At 40.0% G+C, this 23,104-nt stretch carries 25 protein-coding genes and 1 other annotated feature; all 25 genes read right to left on the bottom strand.

The window, feature by feature from the left end; all coding sequences use genetic code 11:
• Nucleotides 1-14: 14 nt before the first annotated feature.
• The 25 genes from rplN to nusG all read right to left on the bottom strand — a co-directional run bounded on the left by rplN (nucleotide 15) and on the right by nusG (nucleotide 22,959).
• The gene (gene rplN / locus AB1K81_RS18120) at nucleotides 15-383 is read right to left on the bottom strand and encodes a 50S ribosomal protein L14 (RefSeq protein WP_010095756.1); all 369 of its coding nucleotides are present in this window, start codon (nucleotides 381-383) and stop codon (nucleotides 15-17) included.
• Nucleotides 384-426: 43 nt separating this feature from the next.
• Nucleotides 427-690, bottom strand: coding sequence for a 30S ribosomal protein S17 (rpsQ, locus tag AB1K81_RS18115; RefSeq protein WP_186871265.1), 264 nt, complete (start codon nucleotides 688-690; stop codon nucleotides 427-429).
• A 24-nt stretch (nucleotides 691-714) separates the two neighbouring features.
• A complete protein-coding gene (gene rpmC, locus AB1K81_RS18110) occupies nucleotides 715-915 on the bottom strand; it encodes a 50S ribosomal protein L29 (RefSeq protein ID WP_047983280.1) in 201 nt (66 codons plus the stop codon).
• Nucleotides 905-1,339: a 50S ribosomal protein L16 gene (gene rplP / locus AB1K81_RS18105; protein WP_010095762.1), complete on the bottom strand. Its 435-nt coding sequence runs from the start codon at nucleotides 1,337-1,339 to the stop codon at nucleotides 905-907. Before rplP ends, rpmC begins: the two co-directional genes overlap by 11 nt.
• A 17-nt stretch (nucleotides 1,340-1,356) precedes the next feature.
• Nucleotides 1,357-1,998, bottom strand: coding sequence for a 30S ribosomal protein S3 (gene rpsC, locus AB1K81_RS18100; protein ID WP_186871264.1), 642 nt, complete (start codon nucleotides 1,996-1,998; stop codon nucleotides 1,357-1,359).
• 3 nt (nucleotides 1,999-2,001) lie between these two features.
• Nucleotides 2,002-2,343 carry a 50S ribosomal protein L22 gene (gene rplV / locus AB1K81_RS18095; protein WP_412978071.1) on the bottom strand — a complete coding sequence of 114 codons (342 nt, stop codon included), beginning with the start codon at nucleotides 2,341-2,343 and terminating at the stop codon, nucleotides 2,002-2,004.
• Nucleotides 2,344-2,361: 18 nt separating this feature from the next.
• Nucleotides 2,362-2,640 (bottom strand): 30S ribosomal protein S19, encoded by a 279-nt coding sequence (gene rpsS, locus AB1K81_RS18090; RefSeq protein WP_186871262.1) that lies wholly within the window; start codon nucleotides 2,638-2,640, stop codon nucleotides 2,362-2,364.
• A 56-nt stretch (nucleotides 2,641-2,696) separates the two neighbouring features.
• Nucleotides 2,697-3,527 (bottom strand): 50S ribosomal protein L2, encoded by an 831-nt coding sequence (rplB, locus tag AB1K81_RS18085; protein WP_412978070.1) that lies wholly within the window; start codon nucleotides 3,525-3,527, stop codon nucleotides 2,697-2,699.
• A gap of 29 nt (nucleotides 3,528-3,556) precedes the next feature.
• A complete protein-coding gene (rplW, locus tag AB1K81_RS18080; RefSeq protein WP_186871260.1) occupies nucleotides 3,557-3,844 on the bottom strand; it encodes a 50S ribosomal protein L23 in 288 nt (95 codons plus the stop codon).
• Nucleotides 3,844-4,467: a 50S ribosomal protein L4 gene (gene rplD, locus AB1K81_RS18075; RefSeq protein ID WP_412978069.1), complete on the bottom strand. Its 624-nt coding sequence runs from the start codon at nucleotides 4,465-4,467 to the stop codon at nucleotides 3,844-3,846. The genes rplW and rplD overlap by 1 nt, the downstream gene beginning before the upstream one ends.
• A gap of 26 nt (nucleotides 4,468-4,493) precedes the next feature.
• Complete coding sequence (gene rplC, locus AB1K81_RS18070) at nucleotides 4,494-5,123, bottom strand: 50S ribosomal protein L3 (RefSeq protein ID WP_412978068.1); 630 nt, start codon at nucleotides 5,121-5,123, stop codon at nucleotides 4,494-4,496.
• Nucleotides 5,124-5,153: 30 nt separating this feature from the next.
• Nucleotides 5,154-5,462, bottom strand: a complete 309-nt coding sequence (rpsJ, locus tag AB1K81_RS18065; protein ID WP_010095771.1) for a 30S ribosomal protein S10 — start codon at nucleotides 5,460-5,462, stop codon at nucleotides 5,154-5,156.
• A 427-nt stretch (nucleotides 5,463-5,889) separates the two neighbouring features.
• Complete coding sequence (gene tuf / locus AB1K81_RS18060) at nucleotides 5,890-7,080, bottom strand: elongation factor Tu (RefSeq protein ID WP_412978067.1); 1,191 nt, start codon at nucleotides 7,078-7,080, stop codon at nucleotides 5,890-5,892.
• Between the two features lie 124 nt (nucleotides 7,081-7,204).
• A complete protein-coding gene (gene fusA, locus AB1K81_RS18055) occupies nucleotides 7,205-9,283 on the bottom strand; it encodes an elongation factor G (RefSeq protein WP_412978066.1) in 2,079 nt (692 codons plus the stop codon).
• A gap of 42 nt (nucleotides 9,284-9,325) precedes the next feature.
• Nucleotides 9,326-9,796, bottom strand: a complete 471-nt coding sequence (rpsG, locus tag AB1K81_RS18050) for a 30S ribosomal protein S7 (RefSeq protein WP_412978065.1) — start codon at nucleotides 9,794-9,796, stop codon at nucleotides 9,326-9,328.
• Nucleotides 9,797-9,839: 43 nt separating this feature from the next.
• On the bottom strand, nucleotides 9,840-10,259 hold the full coding sequence (gene rpsL, locus AB1K81_RS18045; RefSeq protein WP_186871253.1) for a 30S ribosomal protein S12: 420 nt from the start codon (nucleotides 10,257-10,259) through the stop codon (nucleotides 9,840-9,842).
• A gap of 135 nt (nucleotides 10,260-10,394) precedes the next feature.
• Nucleotides 10,395-10,646, bottom strand: coding sequence for a ribosomal L7Ae/L30e/S12e/Gadd45 family protein (locus AB1K81_RS18040; protein WP_412978064.1), 252 nt, complete (start codon nucleotides 10,644-10,646; stop codon nucleotides 10,395-10,397).
• A gap of 461 nt (nucleotides 10,647-11,107) precedes the next feature.
• On the bottom strand, nucleotides 11,108-14,713 hold the full coding sequence (gene rpoC, locus AB1K81_RS18035; protein WP_412978063.1) for a DNA-directed RNA polymerase subunit beta': 3,606 nt from the start codon (nucleotides 14,711-14,713) through the stop codon (nucleotides 11,108-11,110).
• Between the two features lie 93 nt (nucleotides 14,714-14,806).
• Nucleotides 14,807-18,343, bottom strand: a complete 3,537-nt coding sequence (gene rpoB, locus AB1K81_RS18030; protein WP_412978062.1) for a DNA-directed RNA polymerase subunit beta — start codon at nucleotides 18,341-18,343, stop codon at nucleotides 14,807-14,809.
• Between the two features lie 451 nt (nucleotides 18,344-18,794).
• Complete coding sequence (locus AB1K81_RS18025) at nucleotides 18,795-19,397, bottom strand: class I SAM-dependent methyltransferase (protein ID WP_412978061.1); 603 nt, start codon at nucleotides 19,395-19,397, stop codon at nucleotides 18,795-18,797.
• A 101-nt stretch (nucleotides 19,398-19,498) separates the two neighbouring features.
• A complete protein-coding gene (gene rplL / locus AB1K81_RS18020; RefSeq protein ID WP_412978060.1) occupies nucleotides 19,499-19,861 on the bottom strand; it encodes a 50S ribosomal protein L7/L12 in 363 nt (120 codons plus the stop codon).
• Nucleotides 19,862-19,923: 62 nt separating this feature from the next.
• Nucleotides 19,924-20,424 carry a 50S ribosomal protein L10 gene (gene rplJ, locus AB1K81_RS18015; protein ID WP_412978059.1) on the bottom strand — a complete coding sequence of 167 codons (501 nt, stop codon included), beginning with the start codon at nucleotides 20,422-20,424 and terminating at the stop codon, nucleotides 19,924-19,926.
• A gap of 42 nt (nucleotides 20,425-20,466) precedes the next feature.
• Nucleotides 20,467-20,596 (bottom strand) — a sequence feature (ribosomal protein L10 leader region).
• 47 nt (nucleotides 20,597-20,643) lie between these two features.
• Complete coding sequence (gene rplA, locus AB1K81_RS18010; RefSeq protein WP_412978058.1) at nucleotides 20,644-21,336, bottom strand: 50S ribosomal protein L1; 693 nt, start codon at nucleotides 21,334-21,336, stop codon at nucleotides 20,644-20,646.
• 177 nt (nucleotides 21,337-21,513) lie between these two features.
• Complete coding sequence (gene rplK / locus AB1K81_RS18005) at nucleotides 21,514-21,939, bottom strand: 50S ribosomal protein L11 (RefSeq protein ID WP_010095790.1); 426 nt, start codon at nucleotides 21,937-21,939, stop codon at nucleotides 21,514-21,516.
• Nucleotides 21,940-22,425: 486 nt separating this feature from the next.
• The gene (gene nusG / locus AB1K81_RS18000; protein WP_412978057.1) at nucleotides 22,426-22,959 is read right to left on the bottom strand and encodes a transcription termination/antitermination protein NusG; all 534 of its coding nucleotides are present in this window, start codon (nucleotides 22,957-22,959) and stop codon (nucleotides 22,426-22,428) included.
• Nucleotides 22,960-23,104 lie beyond the last annotated feature (145 nt).

Genomic DNA, 23,104 nt, shown 5'->3' with positions numbered 1-23,104 from the left:
AGGTCATTCTCTTCTTATAGAACTTCTGGAGCTAGAGATACGATTTTCATGAATTGTGCATCACGTAATTCACGTGCAACTGGTCCGAAGATACGAGTTCCTCTTGGACTTTTGTCGTCACGAATGATTACTGCTGCATTTTCATCAAAACGAATATATGAGCCGTCTTTACGACGTACACCAGATTTAGTACGTACAATTACTGCCTTTACAACGTCACCTTTTTTGACAACGCCTCCTGGTGTTGCTTGTTTTACGGAACAAACAATAACATCACCGATATTAGCAGTTTTGCGACCAGAGCCACCTAGTACTTTAATGGTTAGTAACTCACGCGCACCAGAGTTATCTGCAACTTTTAAGCGTGTTTCCTGTTGAATCATACGCTTTAAACCTCCCTTCGGATACCTTCCGAGCGAAACTTTATTATATAATTACCGCTTCTTCAACGATCTCAACTAGACGGAAGCGTTTAGTTGATGATAACGGACGAGTTTCCATGATACGAACGATATCACCAGTTTTTGCTTGGTTGTTTTCATCATGTGCTTTAAATTTCTTAGAATACTTAACACGTTTACCATATAACTTATGGTTTTTATAAGTTTCAACTAAAACAGTGATAGTTTTATCCATTTTATCTGAAACGACACGGCCTGTATATACCTTACGATTATTACGTTCAGTCATTTTGAGGCTAACCTCCTCTCATTATCAGTTGTTTACGCTAAGTTCACGTTGACGAACAACAGTTTTCATACGAGCAATAGTCTTTCTTACTTCACGGATACGTGCAGTGTTTTCAAGTTGACCTGTTGCTAGTTGGAAACGTAAATTAAATAACTCTTCTTTTAAAGATTTAAGTTTTTGTTCAATTTCGGCAGTGGTTAGTTCTCTGATATCATTAGCCTTCATTGATTTCACCACCAATTTCTTCACGTTTTACGAATTTCGTTTTAATCGGAAGTTTGTGAGATGCAAGACGTAATGCTTCACGAGCAACCTCTTCAGAAACTCCAGCGATTTCAAACATAACCTTTCCAGGCTTAACTACAGCTACCCATCCTTCAGGAGCACCTTTACCAGAACCCATTCGGACTTCTAGAGGCTTCGCTGTATACGGCTTATCTGGGAAAATCTTGATCCATACTTTACCGCCACGTTTCATGTAACGAGTCATAGCGATACGAGCAGCTTCTATTTGGCGGCTTGTAATCCAAGAAGCCTCAAGAGCTTGTATTCCATATTCACCAAAAGTAACTTGAGTACCACCTTTTGCTTGGCCTCTCATTTTACCACGATGTTGTCTACGATATTTAACACGTTTAGGCATTAACATGTAATTAGCCCCCTTCCTTATTTGTTCGATTTAGTTGGAAGGACTTCACCACGATAGATCCACACTTTAATTCCTAATTTACCGTACGTAGTATCAGCTTCTGCTGTCGCATAGTCGATGTCAGCACGTAATGTGTGTAGTGGAACAGTTCCTTCACTGTAATGTTCAGCACGAGCGATATCCGCGCCACCAAGACGACCAGATACCTGTGTTTTAATTCCTTTTGCACCAGCACGCATAGCACGTTGGATAGCTTGCTTTTGTGCACGACGGAATGAAATACGATTTTCTAATTGACGAGCAATGTTTTCTGCAACTAGTTTAGCATTTACATCAACTTTCTTAATTTCAACGATGTTAATGTGAACACGTTTACCAGTTAAACTGTTTAATGAGTTACGTAGAGCTTCTACTTCAGATCCGCCTTTACCGATTACCATACCAGGTTTACCAGTATGAATCGTAACGTTTACGCGATTAGCTGCACGTTCGATTTCAACATGGGAAACAGCTGCAGTTTTTAGACGGTTTTCAAGATATTCTCTGATTTTAATATCTTCATGTAGTAAGTCTGCATAGTCTTTGCCAGCGTACCATTTAGACTCCCAGTCTTTAATGATACCAACGCGAAGACCTGTTGGATTCACTTTTTGACCCACTAACTACCCCTCCTTCTTTTCTGTTACAACCACTGTGATGTGGCTAGTGCGCTTATTAATCTTGCTTGCACGTCCTTGAGCGCGTGGACGGAAACGTTTTAAAGTAACACCTTCGTTTACGAATGCCTCAGATACCACTAAGTTATCTAGATCCATTTCATAGTTGTGTTCTGCGTTAGCGATTGCTGACTTTAACACTTTCTCAACTACTGGAGAAGCACCGCGTTGTGTGTGGCGTAAAATAGCAATTGCTTCGCCAACTTCTTTTCCTCGAATTAAATCAACGACTAATCGCACTTTACGAGGAGCAATACGAACTGATTTAGCTACGGCTTTAGCTTGCATTTAGAGCGCCTCCTCTCATTAGCGTTTTGTTTTCTTATCGTCACTAGCGTGTCCTTTGTACGTACGTGTTGGCGCAAATTCACCTAATTTGTGTCCAACCATGTCCTCTGTAACGAATACAGGAACATGCTTACGTCCATCATAAACAGCGATAGTGTGCCCGATAAATGTCGGGAATATAGTAGAACGACGTGACCAAGTTTTAATTACTTGTTTTTTGTCAGATTCATTTAATTCATCAATTTTTTTCAATAGATGGTCATCTGCAAAAGGTCCCTTTTTTAAACTACGACCCATGGATAAACCTCCTTTCGAAGTTCGAAGATGGGAGTTATTCCCACCTTAAATTACGATTATTTTTTACGTTTACGTACAATATACTTATCTGAAGCTTTATTACGTTTACGTGTCTTATAACCAAGAGTTGGTTTGCCCCAAGGTGACATTGGTGATTTACGTCCGATTGGCGCACGTCCTTCACCACCACCGTGTGGGTGATCGTTAGGGTTCATAACAGATCCACGTACAGTTGGGCGGATACCTTTCCAACGAGAGCGACCTGCTTTACCAACACGAATTAATTCATGTTCTAAGTTACCTACTTGACCTACAGTTGCGCGGCAAGTTGATAGGATTAAGCGAACTTCACCAGAAGCTAAACGCACTAAAGTGTATTTTTCTTCACGACCAAGGATTTGAGCTTCAGCACCCGCAGAACGAGCTAACTGTCCGCCATTACCTGGTTTAAGTTCGATATTGTGAATTACAGTACCAACTGGAATGTTTGCTAATGGTAAAGCGTTACCCACTTTAATATCAGCTGCTTCTCCAGATTCAATTACTTGACCTACTTGTAAGCCTTTTGGTGCAAGAATATAACGCTTCTCACCATCAGCGTAATTAATTAATGCAATGTTAGCGGTACGGTTCGGATCGTACTCGATAGTCGCAACTTTACCTGGAATACCATCTTTATCACGTTTGAAATCGATGATACGATACTGACGCTTATGACCGCCACCTTGATGACGAACGGTTAATTTCCCTTGGTTATTACGTCCACCGCGTTTCGGTAGAGGAGCTAATAGGGATTTCTCCGGTTGATCTGTAGTGATCTCTGCGAAATCAGATACAGACATATTACGTCTACCATTAGTGGTAGGTTTGAATTTTTTAATCGCCATCTTGTTTTCCCTCCTTCACTTATTTACTTTTAGCCTTCAAAGAAGTCTAAATCTTTGCTGTCAGCAGATAGCTGAACGATAGCTTTTTTACGATTTGGGCGGAAACCTCCGTAACGACCCATACGCTTGAATTTACCTTTTAAATTCATTGTGTTAACTTTTTCAACTTTCACACCAAAGATTTCTTCAACAGCATCTTTGATTTGAGTTCTGTTAGCTTTCGTGCTAACTTCGAACGTATATTTTTTCTCTGCCATAAGATCTGCAGAGTGTTCTGTGATTACAGGGCGCTTAATAATATCACGTGCATCAGTCATTATGCAAGCACCTCCCCTGCTTTTTCAGCTGCTTCCTTAGTTAGGATCAGCTTGTCATGCGTTAACAAATCAAGAACGTTAACTTGTGTTACTGTAAGAACTTTAACCCCTTGAAGGTTATTAGCAGAACGTACTACGTTCTCATCAGTGTCAGCAGTAACAATTAAAGCTTTTTCATTTACGTTTAAAGCACCTAGCATTTTTACAACTTCTTTAGTTTTAGGTGCATCAAATACTAGATTTTCTAAAACTACTAAGTTTTCTTCTTTTACTTTAGAAGATAATGCTGATTTAAGTGCTAAACGACGAACTTTCTTAGGTAGTTTGTAGCTGTAGCTACGAGGCGTAGGTCCGAAAACGACTCCACCGCCAACCCATTGTGGTGAGCGAATAGATCCTTGACGTGCACGACCTGTACCTTTTTGACGCCATGGTTTGCGTCCGCCACCGCGTACATCAGAACGATTTTTAACAGCGTGAGTACCTTGACGCATTGAAGCACGTTGCATTACTACCGCTTCGTGTAAAACGTGTGTATTTGGCTCAATACCGAATACCGCTTCGTTTAATTCGAATTCACCTGCTTGTGAACCATCTTGTTTAAATAGTGCTACTTTAGGCATGACATATCCTCCCTTCGTATATATGATTAGTTAGCCTTAACTGCACTCGTGATTTTTACGAATGATTTTTTCGCACCTGGCACATTACCTTTGATTAATAGTAAGTTACGTTCAACGTCAACACTTACTACTTCAAGGTTTTGGATCGTTACTTGTTCTTGACCCATGTGGCCTGGTAAGTTTTTGCCTTTGAATACGCGCATTGCGTCAATTGAACCCATAGAACCAGGAGCTCTGTGATAGTGAGAACCATGGGACATTGGTCCACGAGATTGACCATGACGTTTAATTGAACCCTGGAATCCTTTACCTTTTGAAGTTCCAGTTACATCAACTTTTTCTCCAGCTTGGAAAATTTCAACGCTAACTTCTTGACCTACTTCATACTCATCAAGATTAGCGTCACGGATTTCACGAACGTAGCGCTTAGGGGCAGTGTTTGCTTTTTCAGCATGACCTTTCTCCGCTTTGTTTGTACGTGATTCCTTAAGATTTTGGAAACCGATTTGAATCGCTTCATACCCGTCGTTTTCAAGAGTTCTCTTTTGTAATACTACGTTAGGCTCAGCCTGAACAACTGTTACCGGAATTAATTCTCCGTTTTCATTAAATAACTGTGTCATGCCGATTTTTCGACCTAAGATTCCTTTCGTCATCCGTTACACCTCCTATTTTAAAAACAAATTTTATAGTTTAATTTCAATGTCAACACCAGACGGTAAGTCTAGACGCATTAGTGAATCCACTGTTTGCGGTGTTGGGTTTACGATATCGATAAGACGTTTATGTGTACGCATCTCGAATTGCTCACGTGAGTCTTTGTATTTATGAACTGCACGTAAGATTGTGTAAACAGCTTTCTCAGTAGGTAATGGAATCGGACCAGAAACTTTTGCTCCAGAACGTTTCGCAGTATCTACGATTTTTTCAGCAGACTGATCTAAAATACGATGATCATAAGCTTTTAAACGGATTCTAATTTTCTCTTTTGCCATTATTTTCCCTCCTTTTCGCCCATATTATTATAGACATACTCCGTGAAAATTTCTTAGCCACCGCCCATGGCAAAGGGGCCGGGTGTGCCAACAACCTTCCACATCATCGCCTGAAACGACCAACATTCTTATTATATAGAATATGATTGGTCTTTGCAACCCTTTTTTAGTTGAAAAACTAATTTGTTGCACATCTATGTATTATACTTGCTAATGTTAGTGATTGCAAGGGTTGTAGGGTGATTTCATGTTGGGAAAGTTTGGGTGTTTGGTAGAGATGGAGATTGGTTGATGTCTCATATTTCAGTTGAAGTTCTACAAATCAGGTTTAAACTCACAACAATTTAGCTAATACGATCTACTCCTTGAGTAAGAAAACAAAAAACAGGCAACCATTATCGGTTACCTGTTTTAATTTATCATTTAATTATTTGCTGATTGAAGATACAACGCCTGATCCTACAGTACGTCCACCTTCACGAATTGAGAAACGAGTTCCTTCTTCGATAGCGATTGGAGAGATTAGTTCAACATCCATTTCGATGTTATCTCCAGGCATTACCATTTCTACGCCTTCTGGTAAGTTGATTACACCAGTTACGTCAGTTGTACGGAAGTAGAACTGTGGGCGATAGTTTGAGAAGAATGGAGTGTGACGTCCACCTTCTTCTTTTGATAATACGTATACTTCAGCTTTGAAGTTTGTGTGTGGAGTGATTGTACCTGGCTTTGCAAGTACTTGACCACGGTTGATATCTTCACGAGCAACACCACGAAGTAGTGCACCAATGTTATCACCAGCTTCAGCATAGTCAAGAAGCTTACGGAACATTTCAACACCTGTTACAGTAGTTTTGCCTGATTCTTCTTGAAGACCAATGATTTCAACTTCGTCTCCAACTTTAACTTGACCGCGTTCTACACGACCAGTTGCAACAGTACCACGACCAGTGATTGAGAATACATCCTCAACTGGCATCATGAATGGTTTGTCAGTGTCACGTTCTGGAGTTGGAACATACTCATCAACAGCGTTCATTAATTCAACGATTGCTTCTTCGTATTTTTCGTCTCCTTCAAGTGCTTTAAGAGCAGAACCTTTGATTACTGGTACATCGTCACCAGGGAAGTCATATTCAGATAATAAATCACGAACTTCCATTTCAACTAGTTCTAGTAATTCTTCGTCATCAACCATATCAACTTTGTTTAAGAATACAACGATAGTTGGTACACCTACGTTACGAGAAAGTAGGATGTGCTCACGAGTTTGTGGCATTGGGCCGTCAGCAGCAGATACTACTAAGATAGCTCCGTCCATTTGTGCAGCACCAGTGATCATGTTTTTAACATAGTCAGCGTGTCCTGGGCAGTCTACGTGTGCATAGTGACGAGTGTCAGTTTCATATTCAACGTGAGAAGTCGCGATTGTGATTCCACGTTCTTTTTCTTCAGGTGCACCGTCGATTTGATCATATGCCATTGCAGTACCTTTACCACTTCTTTTAGCCATTACAGTTGTAATTGCAGCAGTTAATGTAGTTTTACCATGGTCAACGTGTCCAATTGTTCCAATGTTTACGTGACTTTTGGAGCGGTCGAATTTTTCTTTAGCCATTATATATTTCCTCCTTAAAATAAATGAAAGATTTTTTAAGTATATGTTGGAGCCAAGAAATAACCACTAGTGCTATTTCTTAGCCTACAATAAAAGTTATACTTTAGAATTCTAAAAAAATCAATTATTGTCCTGAATTTTTCTTGATAATTTCTTCAGAAACACTCTTAGGTACTTCTTCGTAGTGATCAAAGTGCATAGTGTATGTTCCGCGTCCTTGTGTGTTTGAACGTAATGCAGTTGCATAACCAAACATCTCAGCAAGTGGTACGAATCCTTTAACAACTTGCTGTTGTCCGCGCGCTTCCATACCTTCCATACGACCGCGACGAGAAGTGATATCACCGATGATATCTCCCATGTATTCCTCAGGGATAACAACTTCAACTCTCATCATCGGTTCAAGTAGAACTGGATTACACTTGTTCTTAGCAGCTTTAAGTGCCATAGATGCAGCAATCTTAAACGCCATTTCGTTAGAGTCAACATCATGGTAGCTTCCATCAAATAGAGTAGCTTTAATGTCGATTACAGGGTAGCCAGCTAATACACCATTTTCCATTGCTTCTTTAACACCTTGTTCAACAGCAGGGATGTATTCACGTGGTACTACACCACCAACGATTTTGTTTTCAAACTCAAATCCAGCACCTTCTTCGTTTGGTTCAAACTTGATCCAAACGTGACCGAATTGTCCACGTCCACCAGACTGACGTACAAATTTACCTTCAACTTCAGCTGCAGTACGGAACGTTTCACGGTATGCTACCTGTGGCGCACCTACATTAGCTTCAACTTTGAATTCGCGTCTCATACGATCAACAATGATATCTAGGTGAAGCTCACCCATACCAGAGATGATTGTTTGACCAGTCTCAGGGTTTGTTTCAGTTCTGAATGTCGGGTCTTCTTCAGCAAGTTTGCCTAGGGCAATACTCATTTTATCTTGGTCACCTTTAGTTTTTGGCTCAATAGCAACCGAGATAACTGGCTCTGGGAACTCCATAGATTCTAAGATGACAAGATTCTTTTCGTCACATAAAGTATCACCAGTTGTAGTATCTTTCAATCCTACTGCTGCAGCAATTTCCCCAGCATATACTGTCGGAATCTCTTCACGAGAGTTTGCGTGCATTTGTAGGATACGTCCTACACGTTCGCGCTTGTCTTTAACAGAGTTGCGAACATAAGAACCAGAATCAAGTGTACCAGAGTAAACACGGAAGAATGTTAACTTACCAACAAACGGGTCAGTCATAACTTTAAATGCTAGAGCAGCAAATGGTGCTTCATCCGATGATTCTCTTGTAACTTTTTCATCTGTATCCGGTAGAGTACCTTCGATAGGAGGTACATCAGTTGGAGCTGGTAGGTAATCAATAACACCATCAAGCATTAATTGAACACCTTTGTTTTTAAACGCAGATCCACAAAATACTGGATAGAATTCTACAGCTATTGTAGCATTACGAATTGCTTTCTTAAGTTCTTCGTTGGAGATTTCTTCCCCTTCTAGATACTTCATCATCAGCTCTTCATCTAGTTCAGATACTGATTCAAGAAGGCTAGTTCGTAATTCTTCTGCTTTAGCTTTATATTCATCCGGAATTTCAACTGCTTCTGCACGTGTACCTAAATCATCTTCATAGAAATAAGCTACCATGTCGATTAGGTCGATAATTCCGCTGAATTCATCTTCTGCACCGATTGGGTATTGAACAGGATGAGCGTTTGCTCCCAAACGTTCTTTTAATGTACCAACGGAGTATAAGAAGTCAGCACCGGTTTTATCCATTTTGTTGATAAATACGATACGTGGTACACCATAAGTTGTTGCTTGGCGCCAAACTGTTTCAGTTTGAGGCTCAACTCCAGATTGTGCATCCAGTACTGTAACCGCACCATCAAGTACACGTAATGAACGTTCAACTTCTACTGTGAAGTCTACGTGTCCTGGTGTATCGATGATGTTGATACGATGACCTTTCCATTGAGCAGTTGTAGCAGCAGAAGTGATTGTAATTCCGCGCTCTTGCTCTTGCTCCATCCAGTCCATTTGTGAAGCACCTTCGTGTGTTTCACCAATCTTATGAATGCGTCCTGTATAGAAAAGAATACGCTCAGTTGTAGTGGTTTTACCTGCATCAATGTGTGCCATAATACCAATATTGCGCGTCTTTTCCAAGGAGAACTCTCTTGCCATGTATTCTTCTCCTTCCTGTTAAAACCTTTATTTTTGTTTATATTACCAACGGTAGTGAGCAAATGCTTTATTTGCTTCTGCCATTTTGTGCATATCTTCGCGTTTCTTAACAGATGCACCTGTATTATTTGAAGCGTCTAGAATTTCATTCGCTAAACGTTCTTCCATTGTTTTTTCTCCGCGTAGACGTGCGTAGCTAACAATGTAACGTAAACCTAAAGTTTGACGACGTTCTGGACGAACTTCAACTGGTACTTGGTAGTTTGAACCACCAACACGGCGTGCGCGTACTTCAAGTACAGGCATAACGTTTTTCATAGCTTGCTCAAATACTTCCATCGGATTTTGTCCGCTGCGTTGTTCAACTAGTTCAAAAGCGTTATAAAGAATCTTTTGAGCAATGCCTCGTTTTCCGTCCACCATAATTTGGTTGATTAAACGAGTTACTAGTTTTGATTTATAAATTGGATCTGGCAAGACATCGCGCTTAGGTACTGGTCCTTTACGTGGCATATGTCCCCCTCCTTTCCTATATCATGATGTTAAACCTTTTGTATTACTTTTTCTCTTTAGGGCGTTTTGTACCGTATTTAGAGCGACCTTGCATACGACCGTCTACTCCAGCAGTATCAAGTGCACCACGAACGATGTGGTAACGTACCCCAGGTAAGTCTTTTACACGTCCTCCACGGATTAATACTACACTGTGTTCCTGTAGGTTGTGACCAATACCAGGAATGTATGCAGTTACCTCCATGTTGTTTGATAAACGAACACGAGCATATTTACGTAAAGCTGAGTTCGGTTTTTTAGGAGTTAGTGTACCAACACGAGTACAAACACCACGTTTTTGTGGAGAGTTTTCATCAGTTAGAGACTTTTTGAAACTGTTGTACCCTTTGTTAAGTGCTGGTGAGTTAGATTTCTTAGGTTTGCTTACGCGACCTTTGCGGACAAGTTGGTTAATTGTAGGCATTATGTTGTCCTCCCTTCTGTTCTTTTGTTAGTAAATAGCTAGTTAACACCTGTTTTGTAATCCCACACATCCAGGCGGTTCATCTTAGGGCAAAAAACAAAGCTTTCACAAGAGAATCTCTTGCCAAAACTATTTTTACTTCTTGATTGCTACCGTAGATGCGCCTACATCAATACCACATGCGGCTCCTAGCTTTTTCTTGGAATCAACACGCTCGACTTCAATGTCTAGCGTCTTAGCTAATTCTTCTACTTTTAGTGTAACGAACCGATCAGCATCTTCGGCTATATACACTTGTTTCACTTGGCCATTTTTCATGGCTTTAAGTGTTTGCTTTACACCGATAATTGTGTGTGACTTTACTTGGGTTACTTTTTCATAAGACATGTGTATATCCTCCAAAGTATCAAGTATAAATCGGAAGCACCTTGAATATAGTATCATCCTAGTGTTTTAATGTCAACTAGATTTCTAATATTTTTTGGTGCTTCCTGATGTTTTTTACAGCTAGTTTTCTAAGATAATATTTCTTGCCATGTTCGCGGCGAGAATACACTACGCTTTCACTTCCAGTACAAGTGCGACATCTGCTCGAAAGGACCTCGCAGTGTCTTCTTTGCCGTGGGCGGCTGGTGAGCCAGGCTGCTACTTGAATAATCTTCTTCGCAGCCTTGCACCGAGGAAGCCCGCTGCGTAGCATTACTTGCAGACGCAGGTGCATCTCTCGGGTCTCACCTATGCCTATCTTCCCGCAGGAGTCTCCGTGTATTCTCGCCGCTCAGAGCAATGACATTATTTACTTACCAAAAATATATCTAGAAACAAACAACTCATAAATTTTCCAATTATTACTGAACTGGTTGTTCTAGTTCTTCTGTTGTTTCTTCTTGTTCTACTTGTGGTAGTTGGATTTTGCGGTAGCGTTGCATGCCTGTTCCGGCTGGTACTAGCTTACCGATTATTACGTTTTCTTTAAGTCCTAATAGTTCGTCGCGTTTTCCTTTGATGGCTGCGTCGGTTAGAACTCTTGTTGTTTCTTGGAATGATGCAGCAGATAAGAATGAATCTGTTTCTAGGGAAGCTTTTGTGATACCTAGTAATACAGGTCTTCCTACTGCAGGTTGGTTACCTTCAATTAACACTTTGCGGTTCGCTTCTTTGAATTGATGTAATTCAAGTAATGATCCTGGTAATACATCTGTATCCCCAGCATCCAGTACACGAACTTTGCGAAGCATTTGACGAACCATTACCTCAACGTGCTTATCACCAATTTCTACACCTTGCATGCGATATACACGTTGCACTTCACGTAACAAGTAATCTTGAACGCCAGCTACACCTTGAACACGGATAAGTTCTTTCGGATCGACTGAACCTTCTGTAAGTTCTTGACCAGCAATAACTTCATCCCCAACAGATACTTTCAAGCGAGCATTATATGGCACAGCATATGAACGTTGCTCTACATCACCTTGTATTACAATCTCTTGTTTGTCTTTAACTTCGTGAATTTCTAGTACAGTACCATGAACTTCACTAATGATCGCTTGCCCTTTAGGGTTACGCGCTTCAAACAATTCTTGAATACGTGGTAAACCTTGTGTGATATCGTCCCCTGCTACCCCACCAGTGTGGAATGTACGCATGGTTAACTGAGTTCCTGGCTCACCGATAGATTGAGCGGCGATAATACCAACTGCTTCTCCTACTTCTACTTCAGAACCAGTTGCTAAGTTACGACCATAACATTTTTTACATACGCCGTGTTTCGTATTACATGTGAATACGGTACGGATTGTTACTTTTTCAATTCCTGCTTCTACAATCTGTTTCGCCTGATCTTCAGAAATTACTTTATCATACTCTACAATAACTTCGTTCGTTTCAGGGTGCACAATTTCTTCAAATGCAGTACGACCTACTAAACGGTCAAATAACGGTTCAATTACTTCGTTTCCATCCGTTAATGCAGTTACTGGTAAACCTCTGTCTGTTCCACAATCTGTTTCACGAACGATAACATCTTGAGCCACATCAACAAGACGACGAGTTAAGTAACCAGAGTCAGCTGTTTTCAGTGCTGTATCGGCAAGACCTTTACGCGCACCGTGGGTAGAAATGAAATACTCTAATACAGTTAAACCTTCACGGAAGCTAGATTTAATCGGTAACTCGATAATACGACCAGCTGGGTTGGCCATTAGACCACGCATACCCGCTAACTGTGTAAAGTTAGATGCGTTACCACGGGCACCAGAGTCACTCATCATAAAGATTGGGTTACGGTTATCTAGTGATTCCATTAGTTTATTTTGGATATTATCTTTCGCTTGCGTCCAAATAGCAATAACACGATCATAACGCTCTTCCTCTGTGATTAAACCACGACGGAATTGCTTCATCACGTTATCTACTTTCTTCTGCGCTTCAACTAGAATTTCTTCTTTTTCAGGTAATACCACGATATCGGAAATACCAACTGTCATACCTGCTGTAGTTGACATGCTGAATCCAAGATCTTTCATGCGGTCAAGCATTTTAGATGTTTCCGTAATTTTAAAGCGTTTGAAGACTTCAGCGATAATGTCACCTAAGAAGCCTTTCTTGAACGGCTTAATAAGTTCGCGCTTTTGAATCTCTTCTTTAACATTTGTTCCTTTTTCAACAAAGTACATTTCCGGAGTACGTTCCTCTAGATTTGTTCTTGTTGGTTCGTTAATGTATGGGAACGAGTCAGGTAAAATTTCATTAAATATTAATTTACCAACTGTGGTAATTAATAATTGGTTATTCTGTTCTGCTGTGAATGTTTTATTGTTTAAGCTTGAAGCTTGAACGGCAACACGTGTGTGCAAATGAACATAACCATTTTGATAAGCGATTCTAGCCTCGTCAACACCAGTAAATACTGTACCTTCACCTACTGCATTTTCACGTTCTAACGTTAGGTAGTAGTTACCTAATACCATATCCTGAGATGGTGTAACAACTGGTTTACCATCTTTAGGGTTTAAAATGTTTTGTGCAGCAAGCATTAGTAAACGAGCTTCCGCTTGTGCTTCTGCTGAAAGTGGTACGTGAACCGCCATTTGGTCACCATCAAAGTCAGCATTATATGCTGTACATACTAGAGGGTGAAGACGAATTGCACGACCTTCTACTAGTGTCGGTTCAAATGCTTGAATACCAAGTCTGTGAAGCGTAGGGGCACGGTTTAGTAATACCGGATGCTCCTTAATAACGTCTTCAAGAACTCCCCAAACATCTTGGTGAACACGTTCAATCTTACGTTTTGCAGATTTTATATTATGTGCGATACCGCGCTCTACTAACTCTTTCATAATGAAAGGCTTAAACAGTTCTAACGCCATTTCTTTCGGTAAACCACATTGGTACATTTTAAGGTTTGGACCTACTACGATAACAGAACGACCAGAATAGTCTACACGTTTACCTAGTAAGTTTTGACGGAAACGACCTTGCTTACCTTTAAGCATATGAGAAAGAGATTTCAATGGACGGTTACCTGGTCCTGTAACAGGACGTCCGCGGCGACCATTATCAATTAAAGCATCTACAGCTTCTTGTAGCATACGCTTTTCATTTTGAACAATAATACTAGGAGCACCTAGGTCTAATAGACGTTTTAGACGATTGTTACGGTTTATAACACGACGATATAAATCGTTTAAGTCAGAAGTAGCGAAACGGCCACCATCTAACTGTACCATTGGTCTAATTTCTGGTGGGATAACCGGAAGAACATCTAAGATCATCCAAGATGTATCATTACCAGAATTACGGAATGCTTCTAGCACTTCTAAACGTTTGATTGCTCTAGTTCTACGTTGTCCTTGAGCAGTTTTTAATTCTTCTTTTAGTGCATCTACTTCTTTATCAAGATCGATATCTTGAAGAAGTTTACGGATCGCTTCTGCACCCATTTGTGCTTTGAATGTATTACCATATTTTTCGTAATATGCACGGAATTCTTTTTCAGAAAGAAGTTGTTTTTTCTCTAATGGTGTATTACCTGGTTCTGTTACGATATAAGCTGCAAAATAAATGACTTCTTCTAAAGCACGTGGGGACATGTCTAAAACAAGACCCATACGGCTAGGAATCCCTTTGAAATACCAAATGTGAGAAACTGGAGCCGCTAATTCAATATGACCCATACGCTCACGACGTACTTTTGATTTTGTTACTTCAACACCACAACGGTCACAAACAACACCTTTGTAACGTACTCGCTTATATTTTCCACAATGACATTCCCAGTCCTTTTGTGGTCCAAAGATACGTTCACAGAATAAACCATCTTTTTCAGGCTTTAATGTACGGTAGTTAATGGTTTCTGGTTTTTTAACCTCGCCATATGACCAAGAACGAATCTTTTCAGGTGAAGCTAAACCTATTTTCATGAATTCAAAATTATTTACATCTAACAAGGGTATACCTCCCTTTTTAATGTCCGTTTTCCAATGGATTTACTTACGAATGAGATGTGGGGGAAAGACAAATACGTCAATTCCCCGCCATCCTTAATTTTCTTCAACTTCTAAATTCAACTTGCTTGCCGCTTGCGTTTCCTCTTCTTCAAGGTCGCGCATTTCTATTTCTGATTCGTCTCCTGCTAAGATTTTCACATCTAAGCCAAGACTCTGTAATTCTTTAATTAATACTTTAAATGATTCTGGAACTCCCGGTTCAGGGACATTGTCACCTTTCACGATAGCTTCATACGTCTTCACACGTCCAACCACATCATCCGATTTAACGGTTAGGATTTCCTGAAGTGTATATGCAGCACCGTATGCTTCCAGTGCCCAAACCTCCATCTCACCAAAACGCTGTCCACCGAACTGAGCTTTACCACCCAGTGGTTGTTGTGTAACTAGTGAGTAAGGTCCAGTTGAACGAGCATGTAATTTGTCATCAACCATGTGTGCTAGTTTAATCATATACATGACACCAACAGATACACGGTTATCAAATGGTACCCCGGTTCTTCCATCATACAGAATTGTTTTCGCATCTCTTGGCATACCTGCTTCTTCTAACGTATCCCAAACATCTTGTTCTGTCGCTCCATCGAATACAGGTGTCGCAACATGAATACCTAAAGCTCTTGCAGCCATACCTAAATGCAATTCAAACACCTGTCCGATGTTCATACGTGATGGTACCCCAAGTGGGTTAAGCATGATATCGACTGGCGTTCCATCAGGTAAGAATGGCATGTCTTCTTCTGGTAATATACGGGAAATTACCCCTTTGTTACCGTGACGTCCTGCCATTTTATCCCCTTCATGGATTTTACGCTTTTGTACGATGTAAACACGTACTAATTCGTTTACGCCTGGTGGTAATTCGTCGCCATCTTCACGATTGAAGACTTTAACATCTAGCACAATACCACCAGCACCATGCGGTACACGTAATGACGTGTCACGAACTTCACGTGCCTTTTCACCGAAGATTGCATGTAACAAACGTTCTTCTGCTGAAAGCTCGGTAACCCCTTTAGGTGTTACTTTACCAACAAGGATATCACCATCTGAAACTTCTGCTCCGATACGGATAATTCCTTGTTCATTTAGATTTTTAAGCGCTTCTTCCCCAACGTTAGGGATGTCGCGTGTAATTTCTTCTGGTCCAAGCTTTGTATCACGAGCTTCTGATTCATACTCTTCAATATGAATAGAAGTGTATACATCATCTTTAACAAGGCGCTCACTCATGATGATCGCATCCTCGTAGTTGTAACCTTCCCATGTCATGAACGCTACTAATACGTTACGTCCCAGAGCAAGTTCTCCTTTTTCCATGGATGGTCCATCTGCAAGAACTTCACCTTTTGTTACACGATTGCCTTCTTGTACGTTAGGACGTTGGTTTATACAAGTACCTTGGTTAGAACGGATAAACTTCTGAAGCTTATAACGGTCTAAATCGCCTTGTACTTCTTTACCGTCAACCACTGATACACGACGAACTAAAATTTCTTTTGCTTCAACTCTTTCTACAACACCATCATGTCTACAAATGATTGCCGCACCAGAGTCTTTACCAGAAACGTATTCCATACCAGTACCAACGATAGGTGCCTCTGGATTTAATAACGGAACAGCCTGACGTTGCATGTTCGCTCCCATTAGAGCACGGTTAGAGTCATCGTTCTCTAAGAAAGGAATACATGCTGTCGCTGCAGATACTACCTGCTTCGGAGAAACGTCCATATAGTCAATTTTCTCACGAGCAACAACCGTGTTTTCACCACGGAAACGTGCAACTACTTCCTCATCAGCAAAAGTACCATCTTCATTCAATCTAGCATTTGCTTGGGCAACTACATAGTTGTCTTCTTCATCTGCTGTTAAGTAATCGATTTGGCTTGTAACTCTACCCGTGTCCGGATCAACACGACGATAAGGAGTTTCAATAAAACCAAATTTATTCACTTTCGCATAAGAAGATAATGAGTTAATTAATCCAATGTTTGGTCCTTCAGGAGTTTCAATTGGACACATACGACCATAGTGAGAATAGTGAACGTCACGCACTTCAAAACCAGCACGCTCACGTGTTAAACCACCAGGTCCTAGAGCTGACAGACGACGTTTATGGGTTAATTCAGCTAACGGGTTAGTCTGATCCATAAACTGTGATAACTGTGAGCTACCAAAGAACTCTTTAATAGACGCAATTACAGGACGAATATTAATTAATTGTTGTGGTGTTACACTAGATGTATCTTGAATAGACATACGTTCACGAACAACACGCTCCATACGAGATAACCCGATACGGAACTGGTTTTGTAGTAACTCACCTACAGAACGAAGTCTACGATTACCTAAGTGGTCGATATCATCTGTGTCCCCAACTTGGTGTAATAAGTTAAAGAAATAACTAATAGATGCTAATATATCAGCTGGTGTAATATGTTTTACACTAGAATCAATATTTGCATTACCAATTAAGTTTAGTACTCTTTCACCACTAGGATCAGTAGGGTCTACAATCTTAATAGATTGAATGCGGATAGAATCCTCTAATACTCCATCATGTGGTTCAAGAATTTGTTCTCCTAAGACTACATCGGTTTTCTCGATGTAAGGGATAATTTTATCTAATAATCTACGTTCGACCTTATCCCCTGCTTCTGCAAGAACTTCTCCAGTATCTGTATCTACAATCGGTTCTGCCAACACTTGGTTGAACAGACGATTTTTAAGATGAAGTTTCTTATTGATCTTGTAACGTCCAACATGCGCTAGGTCGTAACGTTTAGGATCAAAGAAACGTGAGATTAGTAAGCTTTTTGCATTTTCTACAGTAGGTGGTTCACCCGGACGCAGACGCTCATAAATTTCTAGAAGCGCTTTTTCAGTTGATTCTGTATTGTCTTTTTCTAGAGTGTTGATTAAATATTCGTTTTCACCTATTAAATCGATGATTTCTTGATCGGTTCCAAAACCAAGCGCACGTAATAGTACGGTAATTGGCAATTTACGTGTACGATCAATACGAACATAAGCGACATCTTTTGCATCTGTTTCAAACTCTAACCAAGCTCCTCGGTTTGGAATGACAGTTGCAGCAACGCCACGTTTTCCGTTTTTATCGATTTTTTCATTAAAATAGACACTAGGTGAACGTACTAGCTGAGAAACGATTACACGCTCAGCACCATTAATAATGAACGTACCAGTATCTGTCATGAGAGGGAAGTCTCCCATAAAGACTTCTTGCTCTTTCACTTCGCCAGTTTCGTTATTAATTAAACGAACTTTCACACGAAGTGGAGCATTATAAGTAACATCTCTTTCTTTTGATTCATCTACAGGATACTTCGGCTCACCTAAGCTATAATCAACAAACTCAAGTGATAGATTACCTGTAAAGTCCTCGATCGGAGAAATGTCTTGGAACATTTCTCGCAAACCTTCTTCCATAAACCATTGATATGAAGCGGTTTGGATTTCGATTAGATTCGGCAATTCTAATACTTCACTGATGCGCGCATAACTTCTACGTTGGCGGTGCCGTCCATACTGAACTAGTTGACCTGTCAACTGCTTCACCTCTCAAATCATGCATATTTTATTTGCGAGCAAAGCTCACATGTAAATAACTAAATATATTGTTAGAAAACATCCGCCTCTTAAATCAAGAAACGTTTGTTTCAAAACAGAAAAAAACTAAATAGGTAATATGTACAAGTAACACACGAAAGCGAAAACAACTAGAACAATTAGTCTACTCACTCAAGTGAAACAATTACTTGCCAACCCTAAAAATATGGGGTATGATTTTAAAATAGAAAAGCAATAATAACCTATACATCTATGTGAAAATACATGGACAAAACGTGAAAAATAGATAGAACGCCCTTAAAATCTCGATTCTATCATTGTTTCCTAATCACGATGAATTATACACTTTTCTTTATTTCAAAAAAATTCCTCTTGACAAAATAACCCCATATTAGCATTTTATTATATTACCATAATCCCACTACTTGAGTCAATCATTTATTGATCGCAATATAAAATAACCTTTACTCTTTACTACCGTTTCACAATTTCCGAATAAAGACTCTAATTTTTGTATGGCAGAAGGAGCTCCTTGCTTTTTCTGAATGACTACCCAAAGCTCGCCACCTTGAAGTAAACTTTGTTTGCTACCTTCAAACATTCCATGCACAACATTTTTACCAGCTCGAATGGGCGGGTTTGTTAAAATAGCAGCAAATTTCCTCTGTTCTAATCCTGAAAATTGGTCACTCAGTACAAATTCTACATTTTCTACTCCGTTTTGTTTTGCGTTAGATGCAGCTAGCGCTAATGCCCGTTCATTAACATCTGCCATCACAACTAATTGATTCTGCAATTCACCAGCGATGGATATCCCTATCGGCCCATAACCACAGCCCAAATCGAGTACATCTCCAGGGATTTCAGGCGGAGTAAATGTTTCTATTAATAACCTCGATCCAAAATCTACTTCATTCTTAGAAAACACACCGACATCACTTGTAAATTTATATTCTTTTCCTCTCAGTCTGTAATTCCAATGTTTGGGTGAACTTTTTGATTGGGGTTTTTGCGAAAAGTAATGCTCAGACATTTGGGCACCTACTTTACTTTATGTTATAAGGAAGACTCTTAGTGTAAATGTAGAGCCCGTCGAATATTTACGACGAGCTCATGTTCATTTTAATAGAATTATTATTTAACTTCTACAGAAGCGCCTGCTTCTTCAAGTTTAGCTTTAACTTCTTCAGCTTCATCTTTAGAAACGCCTTCTTTAACAGCTTTAGGAGCGTTATCTACTAAATCTTTAGCGTCTTTTAAGCCAAGACCAGTGATTTCGCGAACTGCTTTAACAACTTTAATTTTAGAAGCACCAGCATCAGCAAGTACAACATCAAATTCAGTTTTCTCTTCAGCAGCTCCACCAGCAGCAGCACCAGCTACAGCAACAGGCGCAGCAGCAGTTACTCCGAATTCTTCTTCAATAGCTTTAACAAGATCGTTAAGATCTAATACAGACATTTCTTTAATAGCGTCGATAATTTGCTCTTTAGTCATTTTTAATTTCCTCCTAATTTTAATTGTTTTATGGTAAGACTAATCGTTGATTTACTATCAACTTACGCGCCTTGTTCTTCTTTTTGTTCTGCAACAGCTTTTGTAACATAAGCAAAGTTGCGCATTGGTGCTTGTAGTACAGAAAGTAGCATAGAAAGCATACCTTCGTAGTTTGGTAGATCTGCAAGCTCTTTGATTTGATCAAGAGATACTAATTTACCTTCTAGTACACCCGCTTTAATTTCTAAAGCTTCATGTTCCTTAGCGAAGTTGCTTAGGATTTTAGCTGGAGCGATTACATCATCTTTACTGAATGCAATAGCTGTTGGCCCAACTAATACTTCATTTAATTCAGCTAACTCAGCTGCTTCAGCTGCACGACGAGACATGGTGTTTTTGTACACTTTGAACTCAACACCAGCTTCACGAAGTTGCTTACGAAGTTCAGTAACTTCTGCAACGTCAAGACCACGATAATCAACTAAAACTGTTGATTGGCTTTCACGGAATTTATCAGCGATTTCTTGTACGATTTGTTGTTTCTGTTCCAATATTTTTGACATTGTTCCACCTCCCGTTAGTTTCGTCCATCATACCGCGCTAGGTTTATCATCAAAAGAGCCCCCATATAGACATGGAGGCTCGAATAAACAAAGTTAAATTTGTTTTAGGACACCTCGGCAGGATATTAAGCGAATTCGCACCTACTGTCTACGGTACAACGTATTCAATTAATCACGAATCTTAGTATATCGAATCAAACGGTAAAAGTCAATTACCAATTAACGGTAGTTTGAAACGTCTACTCTAATTCCAGGTCCCATTGTTGAAGTAATTGCTACGTTCTTCATGTAAACCCCTTTAGCTGCTTGAGGTTTAACTTTAACAATTGTTTCAACAAGAGCTTCGAAGTTTTCAACAAGCTTTTGGTTATCGAAAGAAATTTTTCCGATTGGAACGTGGATGTTAGATTGCTTATCTACGCGATATTCAACCTTACCAGCTTTAATTTCTTTGATTGCTTTTTCTACTTCGAACGTAACTGTTCCAGTTTTAGGGTTTGGCATAAGACCTTTTGGTCCTAACACTCTACCTAATTTACCAACTTCAGCCATCATGTCTGGAGTTGCAACGATCACATCGAATTCAAACCAACCTTGGTTGATTTTGTTGATTAGATCTTGATCTCCAACATAATCTGCTCCAGCCGCTTCAGCTTCTTTTACTTTATCACCTTTAGCGAATACTAGTACACGTTGTGTTTTACCAGTACCGTTTGGTAACACCATAGCGCCACGGATTTGTTGGTCAGCTTTCTTAGGGTCAACCCCTAAACGGAAAGCAACTTCTACAGTTTCATCAAATTTAGCTTTTGCTGTTTCTTTTAATAAAGCAACAGCTTCGTTTATATCATAAGATTTAGAACGATCAATTAGCTTTGTAGCTTCTTGATATCTTTTACCTCTTTTAGCCATTATATATTTCCTCCTCTAATGTGGTAATAACGGTAGTACCTCCCACTTATAGAAGCAGACCTTGCTTCTATAAAGCTTGCGATACAATCTACAAATTCAATAGATTGTTTTCATGAAAAAGGTTGCGCGAAACGGAAGACCATCACCGCAACCTCTAGTTCGTAACATGTTAATGTATTAGTCTTCGATAACAATTCCCATGCTACGTGCAGTTCCTTCAACCATGCGCATCGCTGCTTCTACGTCAGCGGCGTTTAAATCTGGCATTTTAGTTTCTGCAATCTCTCTTACTTTATCACGTTTCAAAGTCGCAACTTTGGTTTTATTAGGTTCACCAGAACCAGACTCAAGACCAGCCGCTTTTTTAAGTAATACAGCAGCAGGTGGAGTTTTCGTAATAAATGTAAATGAACGGTCTTCAAATACTGTGATTTCAACCGGAATGATTAAACCAGCTTGATCTTGCGTACGTGCGTTGAATTCCTTACAGAATCCCATGATATTAACACCAGCTTGACCTAGTGCAGGTCCCACCGGTGGAGCTGGATTCGCTTTACCAGCTGGAATTTGCAATTTAACTAATTTGATTACTTTTTTAGCCACGAGACACACCTCCTTAAAGTCCGTGATGTGGTAATTGGGGATTTTCCCCTCCCACTCAGGTTTTCATGTTCCCTTCTAGGGCATGAATAACAAAAGAATTTTAGCATGTATTAGAAAAAAAAGCAAGTGCCTTTCTAAAGCAAAATACTCTCTTCAGTGTTTCTTGCCTTGTCCGCGGCACGGATACACTTCGCTTTTACTTCCAGCACAGGAGCGACATCTGCTCGAAACTACCTCGCAGTGTCTACCTTGCCGCGGGCGGCTGGTGAGCCAGGCTGCTACTTGAGATAACTTCTCTGCAGCCTTGCCCCGAGGAAGCCTACTTCGAAGCATTACTTGCAGACGCAGGGGCATCCAAGGGTCTCACCTATGCCTATCCTCCCGCAGGAGTCTCCGTGTATACAGGCCGCTCAGTGCGAACATTTACTTTTTTTCTCTTGCTTTATTCTATAACTTTTCTTTTAAAAACCTTATATTTTTCGAATATTATATTTTCTCAATTTGAGAGAAGTCTAGTTCTACTGGGGTTTCTCGGCCGAACATGTTGACGTGGACTTTTACTTTTTGTTTGTCCATGTCAATGTGCTCGATGGATCCGGTGAAGTTTGAGAATGGTCCGTCGGTTACGCGAACGTTTTCTTTAAGTTCAAAGTCTACCTGGATGACAGGTTCTGCCATACCCATTCGTTTAAGGATTGCTTCTGCTTCTCCTGGCATTAATGGGGTTGGTTTTGTTCCTCCACCACTTGAACCGATGAAACCTGTTACTCCTGGTGTGTTACGAACAACATACCAAGAATCATCTGTCATGATCATTTCAGCTAATACATAGCCTGGGAACACTTTCTTTTTCAAGACTTTTTTCTTCCCGTTTTTTATTTCTGTTTCTTCTTCCTCAGGAACGATGACTCTGAAGATTTTATCTTCCATTCCCATCGTTTCCACACGCTTTTCTAAATTTGCTTTTACTTTGTTCTCATATCCTGAGTACGTATGAATAACATACCAATTTTTCTCCATTCATTTAGGACAATTATGTTGCCCTTCCCTCCCTTAATCCGTGAAATTACTATCGCAATAGAAAAATACATATTAAAAAAACCCGTAGATTTTCCGGGTTTTTCAAAAATTTCCTTATCTATTTTTCATTATAACATATTTGTAG

The sequence above is a fragment of the Ornithinibacillus jepli genome, assembly GCF_047228935.1.
In the GTDB taxonomy this organism is placed as follows: domain Bacteria; phylum Bacillota; class Bacilli; order Bacillales; family Amphibacillaceae; genus Ornithinibacillus.
This window is presented reverse-complemented; position numbering and strand designations above follow the sequence as displayed.